General features: G+C 64.3%; 18 protein-coding genes, 1 tRNA gene, 2 rRNA genes and 1 pseudogene. 10 read left to right on the top strand and 12 right to left on the bottom strand.

The annotated features are described in order from the left end of the window. Nucleotides 1-53: 53 nt before the first annotated feature. Nucleotides 54-581 carry a FlhC family transcriptional regulator gene (locus tag GBZ26_RS03750; protein WP_247884755.1) on the bottom strand — a complete coding sequence of 176 codons (528 nt, stop codon included), beginning with the start codon at nucleotides 579-581 and terminating at the stop codon, nucleotides 54-56. Between GBZ26_RS03750 and GBZ26_RS30095 the strand changes: the two genes are divergently transcribed. Then, complete coding sequence (locus GBZ26_RS30095; protein ID WP_246654025.1) at nucleotides 492-836, top strand: hypothetical protein; 345 nt, start codon at nucleotides 492-494, stop codon at nucleotides 834-836. The two genes, GBZ26_RS03750 and GBZ26_RS30095, sit on opposite strands and share 90 nt — an antisense overlap. Before the next feature lie 127 nt (nucleotides 837-963). Here the strand turns inward: GBZ26_RS30095 and GBZ26_RS03745 are convergent, their stop codons facing one another. Both GBZ26_RS03745 and GBZ26_RS03740 read right to left on the bottom strand, forming a co-directional pair. Beyond that, on the bottom strand, nucleotides 964-1,245 hold the full coding sequence (locus tag GBZ26_RS03745) for a hypothetical protein (protein ID WP_174437650.1): 282 nt from the start codon (nucleotides 1,243-1,245) through the stop codon (nucleotides 964-966). Nucleotides 1,246-1,407: 162 nt separating this feature from the next. Then, nucleotides 1,408-2,814 carry an MFS transporter gene (locus GBZ26_RS03740; protein ID WP_211099873.1) on the bottom strand — a complete coding sequence of 469 codons (1,407 nt, stop codon included), beginning with the start codon at nucleotides 2,812-2,814 and terminating at the stop codon, nucleotides 1,408-1,410. Between the two features lie 250 nt (nucleotides 2,815-3,064). Here GBZ26_RS03740 and GBZ26_RS03735 point away from each other — a divergent pair, with 250 nt between their 5' ends. Together GBZ26_RS03735 and GBZ26_RS03730 are read left to right on the top strand one after the other, a co-directional pair. Beyond that, nucleotides 3,065-3,724 carry a hypothetical protein gene (locus GBZ26_RS03735; RefSeq protein WP_174437649.1) on the top strand — a complete coding sequence of 220 codons (660 nt, stop codon included), beginning with the start codon at nucleotides 3,065-3,067 and terminating at the stop codon, nucleotides 3,722-3,724. 86 nt (nucleotides 3,725-3,810) lie between these two features. Then, nucleotides 3,811-4,125, top strand: coding sequence for an IS6 family transposase (locus GBZ26_RS03730; protein ID WP_174437648.1), 315 nt, complete (start codon nucleotides 3,811-3,813; stop codon nucleotides 4,123-4,125). Nucleotides 4,126-4,367: 242 nt separating this feature from the next. On the opposite strand, the gene GBZ26_RS03725 is transcribed toward GBZ26_RS03730, so the two are convergent. From GBZ26_RS03725 to GBZ26_RS03710, 4 genes are all read right to left on the bottom strand, one after another. Then, nucleotides 4,368-4,898 carry a VOC family protein gene (locus GBZ26_RS03725; RefSeq protein WP_035676845.1) on the bottom strand — a complete coding sequence of 177 codons (531 nt, stop codon included), beginning with the start codon at nucleotides 4,896-4,898 and terminating at the stop codon, nucleotides 4,368-4,370. A 133-nt stretch (nucleotides 4,899-5,031) separates the two neighbouring features. Next, nucleotides 5,032-5,880 carry an alpha/beta fold hydrolase gene (locus tag GBZ26_RS03720; RefSeq protein WP_174437647.1) on the bottom strand — a complete coding sequence of 283 codons (849 nt, stop codon included), beginning with the start codon at nucleotides 5,878-5,880 and terminating at the stop codon, nucleotides 5,032-5,034. A 50-nt stretch (nucleotides 5,881-5,930) separates the two neighbouring features. Then, entirely contained in the window at nucleotides 5,931-6,755 is an 825-nt protein-coding gene (locus tag GBZ26_RS03715; protein ID WP_174437646.1) for an oxidoreductase, read from the bottom strand. 99 nt (nucleotides 6,756-6,854) lie between these two features. Continuing rightward, complete coding sequence (locus GBZ26_RS03710; protein ID WP_174437645.1) at nucleotides 6,855-7,154, bottom strand: EthD family reductase; 300 nt, start codon at nucleotides 7,152-7,154, stop codon at nucleotides 6,855-6,857. 266 nt (nucleotides 7,155-7,420) lie between these two features. On the opposite strand from GBZ26_RS03710, the gene GBZ26_RS03705 reads away from it, so the two are divergent. The 3 genes from GBZ26_RS03705 (at nucleotide 7,421) to GBZ26_RS03695 (ending at nucleotide 9,329) form a co-directional block, all read left to right on the top strand. Further along, complete coding sequence (locus GBZ26_RS03705) at nucleotides 7,421-8,281, top strand: LysR family transcriptional regulator (RefSeq protein ID WP_174437644.1); 861 nt, start codon at nucleotides 7,421-7,423, stop codon at nucleotides 8,279-8,281. A 296-nt stretch (nucleotides 8,282-8,577) separates the two neighbouring features. Then, on the top strand, nucleotides 8,578-8,904 hold the full coding sequence (locus tag GBZ26_RS03700; protein WP_174437643.1) for a BrnT family toxin: 327 nt from the start codon (nucleotides 8,578-8,580) through the stop codon (nucleotides 8,902-8,904). After that, entirely contained in the window at nucleotides 8,901-9,329 is a 429-nt protein-coding gene (locus GBZ26_RS03695) for a helix-turn-helix domain-containing protein (RefSeq protein WP_174437642.1), read from the top strand. Before GBZ26_RS03700 ends, GBZ26_RS03695 begins: the two co-directional genes overlap by 4 nt. Nucleotides 9,330-9,413: 84 nt before the next feature. Here GBZ26_RS03695 and GBZ26_RS03690 read toward each other — a convergent pair whose 3' ends face one another. Next, nucleotides 9,414-9,752 carry a hypothetical protein gene (locus tag GBZ26_RS03690; protein ID WP_174437641.1) on the bottom strand — a complete coding sequence of 113 codons (339 nt, stop codon included), beginning with the start codon at nucleotides 9,750-9,752 and terminating at the stop codon, nucleotides 9,414-9,416. 631 nt (nucleotides 9,753-10,383) lie between these two features. Here GBZ26_RS03690 and GBZ26_RS03685 point away from each other — a divergent pair. From GBZ26_RS03685 to ada, 4 genes are all read left to right on the top strand, one after another. Then, complete coding sequence (locus tag GBZ26_RS03685; protein WP_246653824.1) at nucleotides 10,384-11,007, top strand: RrF2 family transcriptional regulator; 624 nt, start codon at nucleotides 10,384-10,386, stop codon at nucleotides 11,005-11,007. A 90-nt stretch (nucleotides 11,008-11,097) separates the two neighbouring features. Further along, a complete protein-coding gene (locus GBZ26_RS03680) occupies nucleotides 11,098-11,544 on the top strand; it encodes a carboxymuconolactone decarboxylase family protein (protein WP_174437640.1) in 447 nt (148 codons plus the stop codon). A 178-nt stretch (nucleotides 11,545-11,722) separates the two neighbouring features. Further along, nucleotides 11,723-12,127, top strand: coding sequence for a YybH family protein (locus tag GBZ26_RS03675; protein WP_174437639.1), 405 nt, complete (start codon nucleotides 11,723-11,725; stop codon nucleotides 12,125-12,127). Next, the gene (gene ada / locus GBZ26_RS03670) at nucleotides 12,127-13,218 is read left to right on the top strand and encodes a bifunctional DNA-binding transcriptional regulator/O6-methylguanine-DNA methyltransferase Ada (protein WP_174437638.1); all 1,092 of its coding nucleotides are present in this window, start codon (nucleotides 12,127-12,129) and stop codon (nucleotides 13,216-13,218) included. The genes GBZ26_RS03675 and ada overlap by 1 nt, the downstream gene beginning before the upstream one ends. Nucleotides 13,219-13,578: 360 nt before the next feature. On the opposite strand, the pseudogene GBZ26_RS30090 reads toward ada, so the two are convergent. The 4 genes and pseudogenes from GBZ26_RS30090 to GBZ26_RS03650 form a co-directional block, all read right to left on the bottom strand. Further along, nucleotides 13,579-13,713, bottom strand: a pseudogene (locus tag GBZ26_RS30090) (IS110 family transposase); the annotation flags it as partial. A gap of 232 nt (nucleotides 13,714-13,945) precedes the next feature. Further along, nucleotides 13,946-14,022 (bottom strand) — tRNA-Met (locus GBZ26_RS03660). Nucleotides 14,023-14,119: 97 nt separating this feature from the next. After that, nucleotides 14,120-14,235: ribosomal RNA gene (gene rrf / locus GBZ26_RS03655) — 5S ribosomal RNA — on the bottom strand. Between the two features lie 132 nt (nucleotides 14,236-14,367). Then, nucleotides 14,368-14,506: ribosomal RNA gene (locus GBZ26_RS03650) — 23S ribosomal RNA — on the bottom strand; the annotation flags it as partial.

Raw genomic sequence — 14,506 nt, 5'->3', positions numbered from 1 at the left:
TTCCGGTGCTTGGTGACGCACCGGAATGACGCCACTCTTTTGTGGAGGGCGGGTCAGCAGAAGCGGTCGGTCAGGTGGGCGGCGTCGGCCGAAACCGGTGGCGTGAAGCTGTGGGCCGCAGCGTTGGCGGTGGAGAGCGGCGGCAACCCGCAAACCGGGCACTGCGCCCGGATGCGCTGCTGCTCATGCACGGCGAAGCGAATGCCGCAGGGGCAGGTGCGCAGGTCGACAACACAGGAGCGCAGGTCGCGGGCGAGAATCCAGGCCATGGTCAGGTCGATGGCCGACTGGTTCAGACCCGTGCATTCCTGACGCACGTCCATATAGAAGTCATGCGCGCGCAGCAGCGCCTCGATGTCGATCCTGCGCAACGCGTCGGCGCCGGCGCAGTTCAGATAGGCGGTCAGGATGATCGACGCCTCCAGCGCACGCTGGTGGGTCGCAAAGAGCCGGTCGGACTCCGGAAACATGCCCGAGACCGAAGCGTGCCCATGAATCTCATGATAAAGCGTGCGGAGCTGTGTCGCGCTGAGATTGGTGTGCACCGCGACGATCGAGGTTCGGAGATTGCGCTTGATCAAACGTATTGCCAGCGCCAATTTCCGGTGCTGCTCACACTTGTTCACCATGCACACCACCCTTCGGACGACAATGCTTCAGGGCGGAGAAGATTAGGCTTGGAAGTATTTTTGTTGTTTTTGCGTGCGCCACGAATCGGGGCCATTTTGTTCCTCTCCCGCTCAAACATTCCGTTGTTCCTCGTATTCCTCCCGATGTGCATAGAAAAAGAGTATATAACGGCTGCCGAGGCGAAGTTTTATTTCCCCGATTTATGACTCATAATGCGTCGCCTCGCAACCTGGATGCGGTGGCGACAATTCGACGCACTCGATCAATGGTTGTGATCCGGTGTCGCGGGTTGCCATGGTGGGTGCCACCGGATGCTGTTGCCGGCAGGACGGGTCAAAGGAAGGCTATGGCGTCGGGTGAAACCGATTGGCGTTGCCTGGCGTGGCGCGCCAGCTTATGGATTTCCGCCTGCTTGTCGCGAACCAGCCAGTCCGGCGCAAGGAATTCCGTGTGCCGTCCCGCCTGCAAGGAGCCGATGACGCGGACCGGCGGGATCGGCCAACGCAGGCTGTAGCTCATCGGCGCGGCGTCGCCGAAGCGATAGGACTGGTGGACGCGGAGCCACTCGTCGGTGACCTCGACGATCGTTCCGCTCAACATCGCGAAGCCGGGCAACCCTGCAGGCGCCGCGCCTTGGGAAGAGGGTGGGACATCCGCCCCGGCCCGCCGGACTCCGACACGGGCCGGAGGCCGCGGAAGAACAGGGCTATCGGCCGCCGCGTCGGCCTTGAGGGCGTGGCGGATCGGCGGGCGTCGTGCATCCATGGCCGGTGCCGCTCAGCAATGAAGTCCTGCGTCGGCCCGGCAGTAGAACATCCAGGTCACGACAATGCAGGACAGATAGAAGATCAGGAAAAGCTGGATCGCCATGACCGGCGACCCGGTCAGGCTGATCGACAGTCCGAAGACGCCGGGAATATAGAAGGCACCGAATGCCGCCAGCGCGGAGATGAACCCCAGCGCGGTCGCCGCCTCCAGCGTCGCTTCCTTCAGCGCACGCGCGCGGCCGAGGTCGCCTTGCAAATCATAGGCATGCATACGGTCGATCAGGAAGACGATCGGCACCATCTGATAGGTCGAAGCGCAGGCGACGCCGGCCGTGGCGAACACCAGCATGGAACTCAGCAGGAACATCCAGAACACCCCGCTGTTCAGGCAGATCGTCATCGTGCTCACCGCGAGGAACAGGATTACGAAAGCCCACAGGGTGATGCGTGCGCCGCCCAGCCGGTCGGCCATGCCACCCGACAGCGACCGCGCCGCCGAACTGACGAGCGGTCCGAGGAAAGCGTAGGCAAGCGGGTCGATGCCGGGGAATTGTGCCTTCACCAGCATTGGGAACGTGGCCGCGAAGCCGATGAAGGTGCCGAAACTGCCGATGTAGAGCCACCCGTTGATCCAGGTGTGCATGCGACGGAAGATGACCGCCTGTTCGGCGAAGGAGGCCTGGGAATGGCCGATATCGTTCATGCCGAACCAAGCCGCCGCGGTCGCCAGCAGAATGAAAGGGATCCAGATGAAGGCCGCGTTCTGCAGCCACACGCCCTGATGGGTGTCCAACGGCGCGCCGAGCGCAGCCGCGGCATGGGGGCCGCCGCCGAGCGGGCCGAGCAACGCGCCGCCGATCACCAGGGGGACGGCGAACTGCACCACCGCCACGCCTAGGTCGGCCATGCCGGCATTGACGCCCAACGCCCAGCCCTTCTGTTCCTTGGGGAAGAAGAAGGAGATGTTGGCCATGCTGGAGGCGAAGTTCCCGCCGCCGAATCCGCACAGCAGCGCCAGCACCAGCATCACGCCGTAGGGCGTTTCCGGATGCTGCACGGCGATGCCGATCCCCAGCGCCGGGATGAGCAGGGACGCCGTGCTGATCGTCGTCCACAACCTCCCGCCGAAGATCGGCACGGTGAAGGCATAGACCAGGCGCAGGACCGCTCCGGAAAGGCCCGGGGCGGCCGTCAGCCACAGAAGCTGTGTGGTCGTATATGAGAAGCCGACGATTGGAAGATGCACGACGACGGCGCTCCACACCATCCAGACACAGGAGGCGAGAAGCAATGCGAAGGCCGAGATCGCGAGGTTGCGCATCGCGATCGGCTTGCCGCCGTCCACCCAGAAGGCCATATCGTCGGGCCGCCAGTCGTCCAGTCGATCGCTCATGCGTGACAGAGTCTGGTCGGTCATCAATCGTCCTCACACATCGGGAATAGCCGGCCGCGTCGCCAGGCGCTCGCCGGCAGCGGCGATCGAGCGGAAAAATTGTGGGCCGAGTGTACTCTCCGCCGCCGCAGCTCCGCGATGTCAGGAAGACGCGCATTTTTTTCGTCATTCGCCGAATGGCGAAAAAAAGACGCGTCCAGGCCCCCTGTACGGTTGCCTGGGTGCCTCGCTACGGTGGCGTGCATCCGGCCCTTCCCATTCAGGGTGCACGCCTATGCTGTCTCCAGAACGGACCATTGAGGATCGGGATGCCGGGGATTGGGACGCGCCGCTCCGTGATCGGGGGCATCCGCCGGAACCCGTCGCCGGCCCGCTCATTTCTCTCGCTGCCGCTGCCGCTGCCGCTCCGGCGGATACGTTGCGCCGGTTCCGTCTGTCGCAGGCGGACCTGATGCCGACGGTGCGGCGGCTCGAACTCGACTGGCCGTGCAGCGTCGCGATGATGCAGCGCTTCGCCGAGTATGTGACCGGCGTTCCTGTCTGTCATCCACGCGATCCGGGATCGCGCTCCGGTTCGCCCATTCCGGTGCTGTTCCTGTGCCTTCAGGAGGGGCTCGGCGCCTATGACGCTGCGGCCGACGAAAGCGACGACCGTCGTTTGCTCGCCTTCGTCGACGGGCTTTGCCAGGAGGCGGCGCGCCTGCTTTCCGGCATCGCGCTGTTTACGCCTGACAACGACTGCTGGATGGCGGGCAATGGGGCGGCGCTGCACGGCTGGCTGGCGACATGCGATGCCCGTGGCGTGACTGTCCATCGTTCTCAGCGCCGCGGCGCCAGCCATCAGCGCGTTCTCTCGGCGATCGGCCGGTATGTCATCCTGGCGCGCGAACGCGCGATCCTGGAGCGTGTCCGCCGGGCCGATGCGATGCCATAGGACGAACTGGCGGCCCGGCATTGTCACATCAACGATGGTGGCCTGCCGGTCGTGACGGCAACCTCGCGGGATGGCGCCGCTCACGTATGCCCGCCACCAATATCCAGGTCACGACCGGCATGCTCCGTTCCGACAGGGCCGCCTTCCGCGAAATCGCTCTGACGGCCCATCATGAACAAGGGCGGCGAACGAACAACCGGGTCGACGTCTCGCACCAGCCGGTGCGGCGACGAGAGCGGAAGATCCCGCGGTTCAAACCGCCCGCGTCGGCCCGGCGCTTCGTTTCACTGCACGCCGCCGTCTACAACTGTTTCACCCTCCAACACCACCTGGTCTCCCACCGCACCCTGCGCACCTTCCGGGCACGTCGCAAGGTCTGCTTGCCGACTCAGTTGCCGTGACAACGCCCTCCGCCGTGTTGGACACTCGGCTCACAGACGCGCTGTCCTGCGGCATCCACGGGCAGACGGAGGGGCAGGTCAACAAGCTTCAGCTGATCAGGCGTCGGATGTGCGGACGCGCCAGCTTCGATCCGCTACGCCGCCGCGTCCTCCTGGCAGCCTGATCCACGCACAGTGCGGGAGAACCGGGACACGGGGACCACCTCTCCCGCAGGACGCTGTACTGCCCGTTCGTGCCCTGCTCAGTCCTCGTCCTGCCACCTGCGCAGATCAGTCTGGTCATGATAGGGCATACGGTCCGGCGTGGTGATGAATTCCATCGTCGTGCCCCAGGGCATGCGGCAGTAGCAGACCTTGTTTCCAGGACCTTTCTCGGTAGCATAGGGAATAGCGCGCGGCGCGGTGAGGGGGGTGCCTCCAGCCTTTTCGAAGCGCTCGACCGATGCGTCGATGTCGTCGGTGTAGAGAGCGAAGTGCGTGATGCCGAAGTCGCTCGCCCGGATCGGCTGGGCTTGCTCGGGACCGTGCATTTCGAAGAGCTCGATATCGGGTCCGGTTCCGATCTTGACCATCGCCTGCGCACGCACGACCGTTCCGGGGAAAGCGCCGACGGCCCGCTCGAATTCGGGTCCCTGCCGCGGTGGATCCTGCGGTCCGAAGGATTGGTAGATCACCTGGCCGCCAAAGGCTTTCACCAGGAACGATTTTGCCGCTTCAATGTCGGGCACCGTAATGCCGATGTGATTGACGCCGCGAATGAGGGGTGCGGTCATGACAGTCTCCTTGATTTTGTCGATCCATCGCAACCGCTTCGGGTGCAATTCGCCCGCAGCGTCGCGATCCGCCCGGCCCGCGACGGCGCGGGCGCAGAGTTTCAGCTGGTCTTAGTTTCAGTTGGCCTTAGTTTCAGCTGGCCTTGAGGAAATCGATCAGGGCGGCCGCGACTTCATGGGGCCGCTCATCCGCGACATAGTGGCTGCACCGCGCGATCGAGCCACCTGTCACATGATTGGCAAACTCTTTGAGCATCGGCACCATCTGCGCACCGAACCGCTGGTCCCCACCCAGACCGAGCACCGGTATCCCGAGGGGGTGCTTCTTGTACTCAAGAGCCGCCGCATGATCGGCGGCGAGGGTGCGATACCATTCCATGCCGCCGCGCGTGCGGCCAGGAAGAGCCATCGCCTTCGCGTAGATCTCGATGTCGGCCGGATTGAAGGTGCTGTGATCGTAGAAACGCTCTGCCATGAAGGTCGATACATAGTCATATTCACGGCCGTGGATCAGGCGCTCGGGCAGATCCCGGTTCATATGGAAGCCGAAGTGCCAGAGCCCCGCGGTCGTCGCCTCCCATCCGGTCCAGCCGGGAAGCGGAACGTCGAGGACGGCCAGGTGGGTGACAGCCTCCCTGTGGATGGCGGCCTGCGGCAAGGCGACCATTCCGCCGATGTCATGTCCGCACACGGCGTAGCGTTCATGCCCAAGGGCAATCATGACCTCGTGCGCGTCGCGCGCCATCGTTGCCTTGTCATAGCCGTCGAGCGAGCAGTCGGAAAAGCCCGCGCCGCGCAGATCGATGGCCACCACACTGAGATGCTCGGCCAGCAGCGGCATCACATTGTGCCATTCCCACCATGTTTCCGGCCAGCCGTGAAGCAGAAGGATCGGCTGGCCCGAACCTCCCGTGACAGCGTTGATCTTGATGCCGTTCACCGGCACCAGCTGCTGGGTAAACCCCTTCAACGTTGCGATCATGATCGCTTCCCAGTCGATGTTGACGCTTAAACAAAGCTCGCGGCCAGCGCTCAGTGCTGATCGAAATCGGTGGCGACCGAGATGTCGCGCCAAGCGTCGATATCGCTGCGGAACGCGGCCAGCTTTCGTTCGGCGATCGCGTGCGCGATGGGACCGAGCGGCAAATGAAGCGGGGCGTCGTCGGCATCGACGGCCTTCAGGATCACCGTGATCGCCTTGTCGGGATCGCCCGCCTGATTGCCGTTGTTGGTTTCGCGATAGTGTTTGCGCGAGCTCGCGGCGTATTCCGGCATCTCGTTGGCCGCCATCCTGATCGAACGGCCAAGGAAATCGGTGCGAAACGGCCCAGGCTCGACGATCAGCACGCGGATGCCGAACGGCTCCAGCTCGCTGGCGAGCGCTTCGGAAATCCCTTCCACGGCGAACTTGGCGGCGTTGTAGTAACCGCCGCCGCCGCTGCCCGCGATGCCGGCGCCGGACGACATGGTGACGATCGTTCCGCCCGAACGTCGCAGGATGGGCAGAGCGGCTCTGGTGGTTTCGATCAGACCGAAGACGTTCACCTCGAACATCGGCCGATAGTCTTCGGGCGTGCCTTCCTCGATCGCACCGAACAGTCCGTAGCCGGCATTGTTCACGAGCACGTCGAACCCGCCGAACGTCTCGACCGCCTTTGCGACCGCTGCCTTGGCCGCCGCCGCATCCGTCACGTCCAGCGGCAAGGCGATCATGCGGCCGCCGAACGGCTCGGCCATGTCTTCGATCGTTTCGACATCGCGGGCCGTCGCGATGACCTGATCGCCGCGTTGTGCCGCGGCGAGCGCGAGGCGCCGTCCGAAGCCGCTCGAGCAGCCGGTGATGAGCCAAGTCTTCATTGTTTCTTCTCCGAGTTGGTTTCAGACGACGCCAGGCTGTCGCCGCCGCGACCTGGAGAGATCAGCGGCCCGGGCAATCGACAGGCACCGCTGTGCCGCTCAGAGCGGCTTCACGATGCTGCGCTGCGGTTTGACGGCGGTGACGATGTCGACGTCAGCCATGACCTGGGCGGTCTCGGGCGAAATGAGCGCGGCTTCCATGGCGGCCTCGTCGCGGAAGTTGACGACCCCGACCGCGATCAGCCCGGCGCCATCACCTTGCGGGAAGAACCCGCCGGCGCTGACCAGCCCATAACGTCCCCAGCTTTCCCGCACGAGCGGGAAGTGCACGTTGATCCAATGGTCGCGGTCGAACGGCGTTTCCTCATCGCCCGCATAGGTCACCAGCATCGTGATCATCGTCGAGCTCCTCATTTGCGAGTATCGAGGCGGGCCGCCGCGTTCCGCGACCCCTCAGGAAAATCCTCTCTGTTCCGTCCGGACGAGCTTTCCTCGGGCCCCACAGCCAGGGTCACGATTCCTTCACCCAAGCGGCGGCCCGCATGGGGATGGCGGATCCGCAGAAGGACGCGTCTCCAGACGACGATGGCAATCTAGGTATTTGGATTTGTTCGGTAAGTGACATAACTGTACTCTCGGCGTTCAGTTTTGTGTGGGCGGCTGCGATGGAGTGGAGTGACGTCAGAGTCTTTCTCGCGATTGCGCGATCCGGCACGCTCGGCGCCGCCGCGCGCTCTCTTCAGACAAGCCATCCGACCGTCGGCCGGCGCCTCCGCGCACTTGAGCAGGCGATCGGTCACACGCTCTTCCAGCGCACCGCGGACGGTCTTGTTCTGACCGAAGAGGGCCACGGGATCATCGCGCTGGCGGAGCAGATGGAGGAAAGCGCGCTGGCGATGGAGCGCCGGCTTGCGGGGCAGGAGCAGAACCTCAAAGGCAGTCTGCGCATTTCATCCGCGGACTGGTTCGGGGCCTATGTCTTGCCGCCCATCCTGGCGGATTTCTCGAAAGCCTACCCCAATGTCGACGTCGAGATCCTGACCGGCACGCGCCTGTTCAATCTCGCCCAGCGGGAGGCCGACGTCGCTTTTCGCATCGTTCCGTTCGACACCGCTGACGTTGTTCAGCGACGGCTCTTCCGCCTTGAGTACGGCGTTTACATCGCGGAAGAGGCGCAGGAGCCGAAGTATGGCGATGGGACCGGTTTCCGGCTGATCACCCACGACACGTCCACCGGCCATTTCCCTGACATCGCGTGGCTCATCGAGAGTTTCCCCAACGCGAGGCCGGTCCTGCGATCGAACAACCGGAACGTCCAGGGGCGCATGTGCAGGCAAGGCGTCGGAATTGCCGTCCTGCCCCGCGTGGTTGGCAATCAGATCCCGGGTATTCGCAGACTGGACCTGCCGACGCCGCCGCCGGCGCGAGACATCTGGATGGGATATCACCGGGACCTACGGCGTCTTCAGCGTCTTCGTGCGTTCATCTCGACCGTATCGGGCCATCTCGTGAATGCGACGGCATGATGTGCGGCCCGGAGATGATTCAAGGTCGCCCGAGAAACTCCAAGATCGCTGCAGTCTCTCGGTTCCGTCAGGTGTCGCGCCATGCCCGAGTCGACGATGCCGAAGGTCCTGCGGCGGGCGCCGTGAACTGCGCGCGGCCGATCATATCGCGCAGAGCAGCGGCCCTTCGGACATGGATCGCCCGTGGCTGCGCCGCTGAGACGTGCTGGTTGCGCCGGGTTGCCGGGCGTAGGACGTTGCGCACCTCGTCGTGGGCTCGGCGGAACCGGTGTGAGTGCCGTCGCGGATGGGCGCCGTTGAGTCCTCGGAAAATTACGGGAATTCCGTATCTTCCTCCTGGTCTACAGTACGGAAATCCCGCACCACGGGGCATCGACAGGGGGGCCGGGACGTCCTGCTGGGACGACGCCAAGAACGAGACCAACATCGAGAAGCACGGGATCGGCTTCGTCGCCGCCACCCTGCTGTTGGAGGGTCTGACCGTCGAAGTCCCCGACACCCGCCACGCCTACGGCGGGACGCGCATCAACGCCTTCGGCACCATCAACGGCCGCCTGTTCGTTGCCCGCTACACCCCGCGCTGCAACTGGCGGCGGTGGATTGGGCGCGCATCGACGCGATGACCGACGACGATATTGACCGCCGGATCGCTGCCAACCCCGACGCGCCGGCGGACGCGCTGCGCGTGGTCCACCCGCCTGGTGGGATTTCGGTGCGCGGCATCCGCGCCAAGCTGAACCTCTCGCATCGGGCCTTCGCCGACCGCTTCGGCTTTCCGCTGGGCACGTTGCGCGACTGGGAGCCGGGCCGCTCCCAGCCCGACGCCGCCACGCGGACCCTGCTGTTCGTGATCGAGTCCGACCCCGAACTGGTGGCTGCGGTGGTGGCGCGCCACGCAGCGCGACGCGAAACGTGGTCGCGCTCAGCGGCTGGAGCGCATATGGGGACTGCTGTCGTGAAAGAGCGCAGAAAGGAGCGCTGGAGCGCGGCGGAACTCACGTTTCTGCCGCGTTCCCCCATCCGGGACAATTTGCGCACTTCCGTGTAGTGCCCCCTGGCTGAATGGAATTGAGCGCCGGTTCACACATCACCTTTTAGCCGCTAAAATGGGGCTGCCGGCCAGTTTGGAATTTCAGCGGCTAAAATAACGGTTCTCTTCGCAGGAGGCCCACAGCATGAGCAAAGTTTTCTTCAAACAGCCCAGCCCGTTCCAGCAGCCTGCCGCCTTCGGCATCCCGGGGAAGTGGTGAACATGGCATCCCGGGGGCTGCGCGGGGCTGGCAGTGGGGAAGCCGCCCGCGAACACTTGGCCGCCGGTCAGCCCATCTACATCGCCAACGACCAGACACCAGCCAACCACGTCATCCGCCGGTATCCCGACGGTCGACAGGAGTTGTTGGACTGCTCCAATCTCGATGAGCTGCGCGTGGTGGCCGAACTTGAACCGGTGCAGCCAATCGCTCCAGGGCAATCACCAAGCGCCCCTGCCCTCATCGGCGAATGAGCAATGATGGCCATCGGCGCCACCAGGATACCTGTGGGCTGCTAGGACCGGGGAGACGAGACGCTTTCCCGGAGCGCCGCCAGAGGGGCTTGAAAGCGTTGAGTATGCCGCGTTTTCGGCCCTTGCGGACGATGGCGATGAACAGCGGAAGTCGGGCGGCCGTGTCGGCGATGGTTAGGGCACTGTCTGGCCTCCAAGCCACCAGAATCAGGCGGCCAAGCTCGGTCAACGTACGGAGGTAGGAAGTCAGTGCGTCGCGTCCCTCCCGTGTTTATCAGAGGGCATCGCGATAGGTGTTAGCGTCGACTTTGCGCATTTTGGGACTCATGGCGTGTCATGCGTGGGGCCAAAAGGCGGGTTCATCGGAGATGAAAGCGAGAGCCTCGTGCAATCCGAAGGCGGCGCCGAAGGTATTAATGGGCATGGCGTTTCCACGCTGATCGGCACAATAGCCGGCTGAAAGTACGAGATTCATTGGAGGCGTGCCTGCGCGCTGTTTCACAGTCCGGACCCTAACCGCGGCTCGCGTCGTATGCTCACGATGCGATAGGCACTCATTGCTGATTGACTCATAACGCGGACTTAGTAAGGTTGCGTTATGAGCGACAACACAGATGAATCCGAACCGGGCAGTGCAGCGATGTCGGACGGTGACGCTAGCGGCCGTCGCAAGGGGGCGCTGAGCCTCTATGGCGTGTCGGTCGAGTACGGCCTGCATACCGTCCTTTGGCTGCTGGCCGAGCATCCCAAGCGCCCTAGCAGCCGGGATCTCGCAGAGATGCAGGGTATTCCGGCTGCCATGCTGGCGAAGATCATGCCGAAGCTTGAGAAGGCCGGCATCGTCAGTTCGAGCGACGGAATCAGCGGCGGCTACGCGCTGGCGAAGCCAGCGTCCGACGTCACTGTGCTCGACGTCGTCGACGCCATAGAAGGCGACCGCAAGCTTTTCGACTGCAAGGAGGTGCGCCGCGGCTGCGTCCTCTTTGGCGGCGTTCCGCCCGCATGGTCGATCTCAGGCATCTGCCGAATTCACGCCGTGATGCTCCGCGCCGAAAAGCAGATGCGGGTCGAACTCGCCAGAACGACCCTCGCCGACCTCGCGCGAGGTGGGCGACCGCCCGAGTTCGAAGCGTTGGTCGCCGACTGGTTCCGTGACCGCGGGGCCGCCCGGGAAACCGCACGCATCGCCGCCGTCAGGAAAGGACGCCGCTCGCCCCGTTGAGGCGGCCCACGGCATCCCGAAACACCCCGACGCCGAACGGATTCGGCGAAGGACGAACCACGCCCAATCAACAGAGGAAAAGGTTGTAAAATGGCACGCTTGACTTGGTACGAAGTGGCGCCCGATAGCGCGAAGGCCGTGGGCGGCCTCTATCATTACGTCGCGAAAAGCACGAACCTACCCGAGGAGCTCATCCACCTCGTGTTCCTTCGCGCCTCCCAGATCAACGGCTGCGCCCACTGCATCGACAAGCACAGCCGCGACCTGCGCAGCACCATGTCGCCCGACAAGATCACGCTGGTTCCGGTTTGGGACGAGGTTCCACACCTATTTTCTGACCAGGAGCGCGCAGCGCTGGCCTGGACTGAGGAGGTGACCCGCCTCAGCGAAACCCATGCATCCGACGAAGCCTATGCCGCCGTTTCGGCGGTGTTCGAACCGAAGGCGCTGGTGGATCTGACGGTGGCCATTGCGACCATCAATGCCGTCAACCGGCTGGGTGCGCCTTTCCGCCTGCCGGTGTCGGCCAAAGCCTGACTTGCCTGCGGGAGATCCGTCTCGCCGGTCGGATGGGGAGACGGATCCCCCGAGGTCCGACCCCGGCGCCACCGGTGCGCCGAATCTGAAATCAGAAAGCGGAGTTCGCCGCCAGACGCTTTCGGGCATCGAATGGGGGCTCGCAAGCCGCGGGCGCCATCCAAGGATATCGGTCCTCATGTCGAACAAGCTCGCTCTCGCCACCACCCCCGAAGGCATCGTTCCCGCATTGCTGGCGCACCTGAATTCGCTCGATGTCGAGGTCATGCTCGGGTTCTATGATCCTGCCGGCATGATTATCGACGCCACCGGCAAATCCCATGTCGGGCACGCGCAGATCGGCGCCGAACTCGAAAAATACTTCAGCCTCGGCCTGGAGATGTCGATCACCCAGCGACACCTCTTCGTCGCGGACAACATCGCCTCCCTGATCCTGGACTGGTCGTATATCGGAATCGCGCGGGACGGAACGATGGTGAACATGGTCGCGACGGCGACCGACATCGCCCGTCGCAGTGAGGACGGCCTGTGGCGCTACCTCATCGACAATCCGTTCGGCTCGGCGCGCCGGGAGATCGCCTGATGCCGGGCGCCGCGGCCGCGCAAGGTCATCGCGTGGGAAACGCACCCGCCCGGCAGAAAACCGGAGGCGCACCAAGCGGCGAGCACGATGCGGCGGCCGGCGGCGCCCCATGGCGCGGTGTGACGACGACGGGAATCTACTGCCGTCCGACTTGCGGGTCCCGCCCGCCCAAGCCGGAGAACGTCAGGCTGTTCGGCAGCCGGCAAGACGCGGAAGCCGCCGGATTCCGCCCGTGCCGGCGCTGCAGACCTCAGGACGGGCCGATCGGCGATCGGCATGCGGAACTCGTGGCGGAGGCCTGCCGGCTCATCGAGGCCGATGAGGGAATTCCATCCGTCAGCGCGCTCGCGCATGCTCTAGGCATGAGCGAAGGTCATCTGCACCGCCTCTTCAAGGCTCAGACCGGCCTGACGCCTCGTGCTTTTGCCCAGGAGAAGCGGGCACAGGACGTTCGCGAGCGTCTCTCGCGAGGCCGGAGGATTACAGAGACGATTTACGAGACCGGCTTCGGTTCAAGTGGACGCTTCTACGCGGTGACCCGCAAGTCCTTGGGCATGACGCCGTCGCACTACAAGGCGCACGGAACCGGGGAAACCATCCGCTTCGCGGTCGGCCAGACCTCGCTCGGCGCCATCGTCGTGGCCTCCAGCGACTCCGGCGTTGCCGCGATCCTGCTGGGCGATGATCCGAAAGCTCTGCTCCAGGACCTCCAGGACCGCTTTGCGCATGCGACATTGGTCGGAGCCGACACGCAGTACGAGACATTGGTCGCCCGCGTCGTCGGGTTGGTGGAGGCGCCCGCGATGGGGGCGAAGCTGCCGCTCGACGTGCGGGGCACCGTCTTCCAAAGACGTGTCTGGAAAGTGCTTCAATCCGTGCCGCCGGGGTCGACGATTTCCTACGATGAAATCGCTAAGGCGGTCGGCTGCCCCAGGGCGGTCGGCGCGGTTGCAAGCGCTTGCGCGAGCAATCCGCTCGCCGTCGCCATTCCCTGCCATCGCGTTGTGAAAGCCGATGGAGGTGACTGGGGCTACACCTGGGGACTTGATCGCAAGAGAAGCCTCCTGTTCCGTGAGGCGGGCCAGGTCTGAGAAAGTTGAGGACAGCGCGGTAGGCATCAGCTGGACCATATGTTTGCCGGCCGAAAGGCGAGTAGCGGCCCGTCCCACGGCATCCATGGACGCCCCCGCCTTTCCAAGTGTTCTCCTCGCGTTTCTGGCAGATGCCACGGCTGCGGTCATCCATCCGGCCCGTCATGGCAACGCGCCCCGCGTTGCCGGCCTTGATGGTCAATCCGCAAGCCGAAGCCCAATCACGTGCCGCGGGCTCGAAGCTCGATGCGCGCAACGGGTTTCTCCCAGCTCCGGTCCGCCCGGTATCACCATCACGCTCGGTTCACGCCTCGCAACCGCGCCGGCCCAGCTGCTTGTCGGCCGACTCGTGTTCCGTCCCTACGCCACCCGTGGCACCGGTCTGCCGAAGGTTCTTCCGTATTGCAGCAGCGCCCAGACGACCCGCGCCATCCTGTTCGCGACGGCGACCGCGGCCACGTTGGCCGGACGGCGCTTGCGCAGCTTGGCCAGCCAAGTCCAGCGGCGTCGATCCGCAGGCTTGGTTCGCCGATGTGCTGACGAAACTGCCAGCGGGCATCCGATCACCAAGCTCGATGAGTTGCTGCCCTGGGCCTATGCCCGGCAGGCGGAACCCGCTGTGGCCTGAAAACACCGCTTACCCTGAAGGCGATCCTGGCGGCCTGCGCCGAAGCGGACCCGAAACGCCGACAGCCCGCCTTGTTGGAGGCGGGCTGTCGACTGTCGATGGTTGCGGGGGCAGGATTTGAACCTGCGACCTTCAGGTTATGAGCCTGACGAGCTACCGGGCTGCTCCACCCCGCGGATGTTCCTTGGGAAGGGACCCGTGTGCGACGATTGTCAAGTGCGTGCGAAACCTGCTGCGTCCACGTTCCTGGATGGCGTGGCGTGTGCCGTGGTGACCTGGCGGCGACCTACTCTCCCACGTCTTAAGACGCAGTACCATCGGCGCTGAGGCGTTTCACGGCCGAGTTCGGAATGGGATCGGGTGTTGGGAGCCTCGCCATGACCACCAGGTCACCAAGGCACACGCGAACCATCCGGACGGGACGGCAGAGGTTTCGTTGAGCGAGGACGTCGTGCATGTTTGCTTGCGGTGTTGGCTCGTGCGTCCAGGGCTTGCCGCTGCGCGCGGGCCACCGACTGGGAAGGATCAAGCCTTTCGAGCGATTAGTAAGGCTCAGCTTCAGGCGTTGCCGCCCGTCCACATGCCTCCTATCGACGTGATGGTCTGTCACGGCTCTCAAGGGAGTTCTGGTTTTGAGGTGGGTTTCCCGCTTAGATGCTT

Origin of the sequence: Azospirillum formosense, assembly GCF_013340925.1 — a bacterium.
GTDB lineage: Bacteria > Pseudomonadota > Alphaproteobacteria > Azospirillales > Azospirillaceae > Azospirillum > Azospirillum formosense.
Note: the sequence above shows the minus strand (reverse complement) of the source record. Positions and strands in the feature narration are given on the sequence as shown.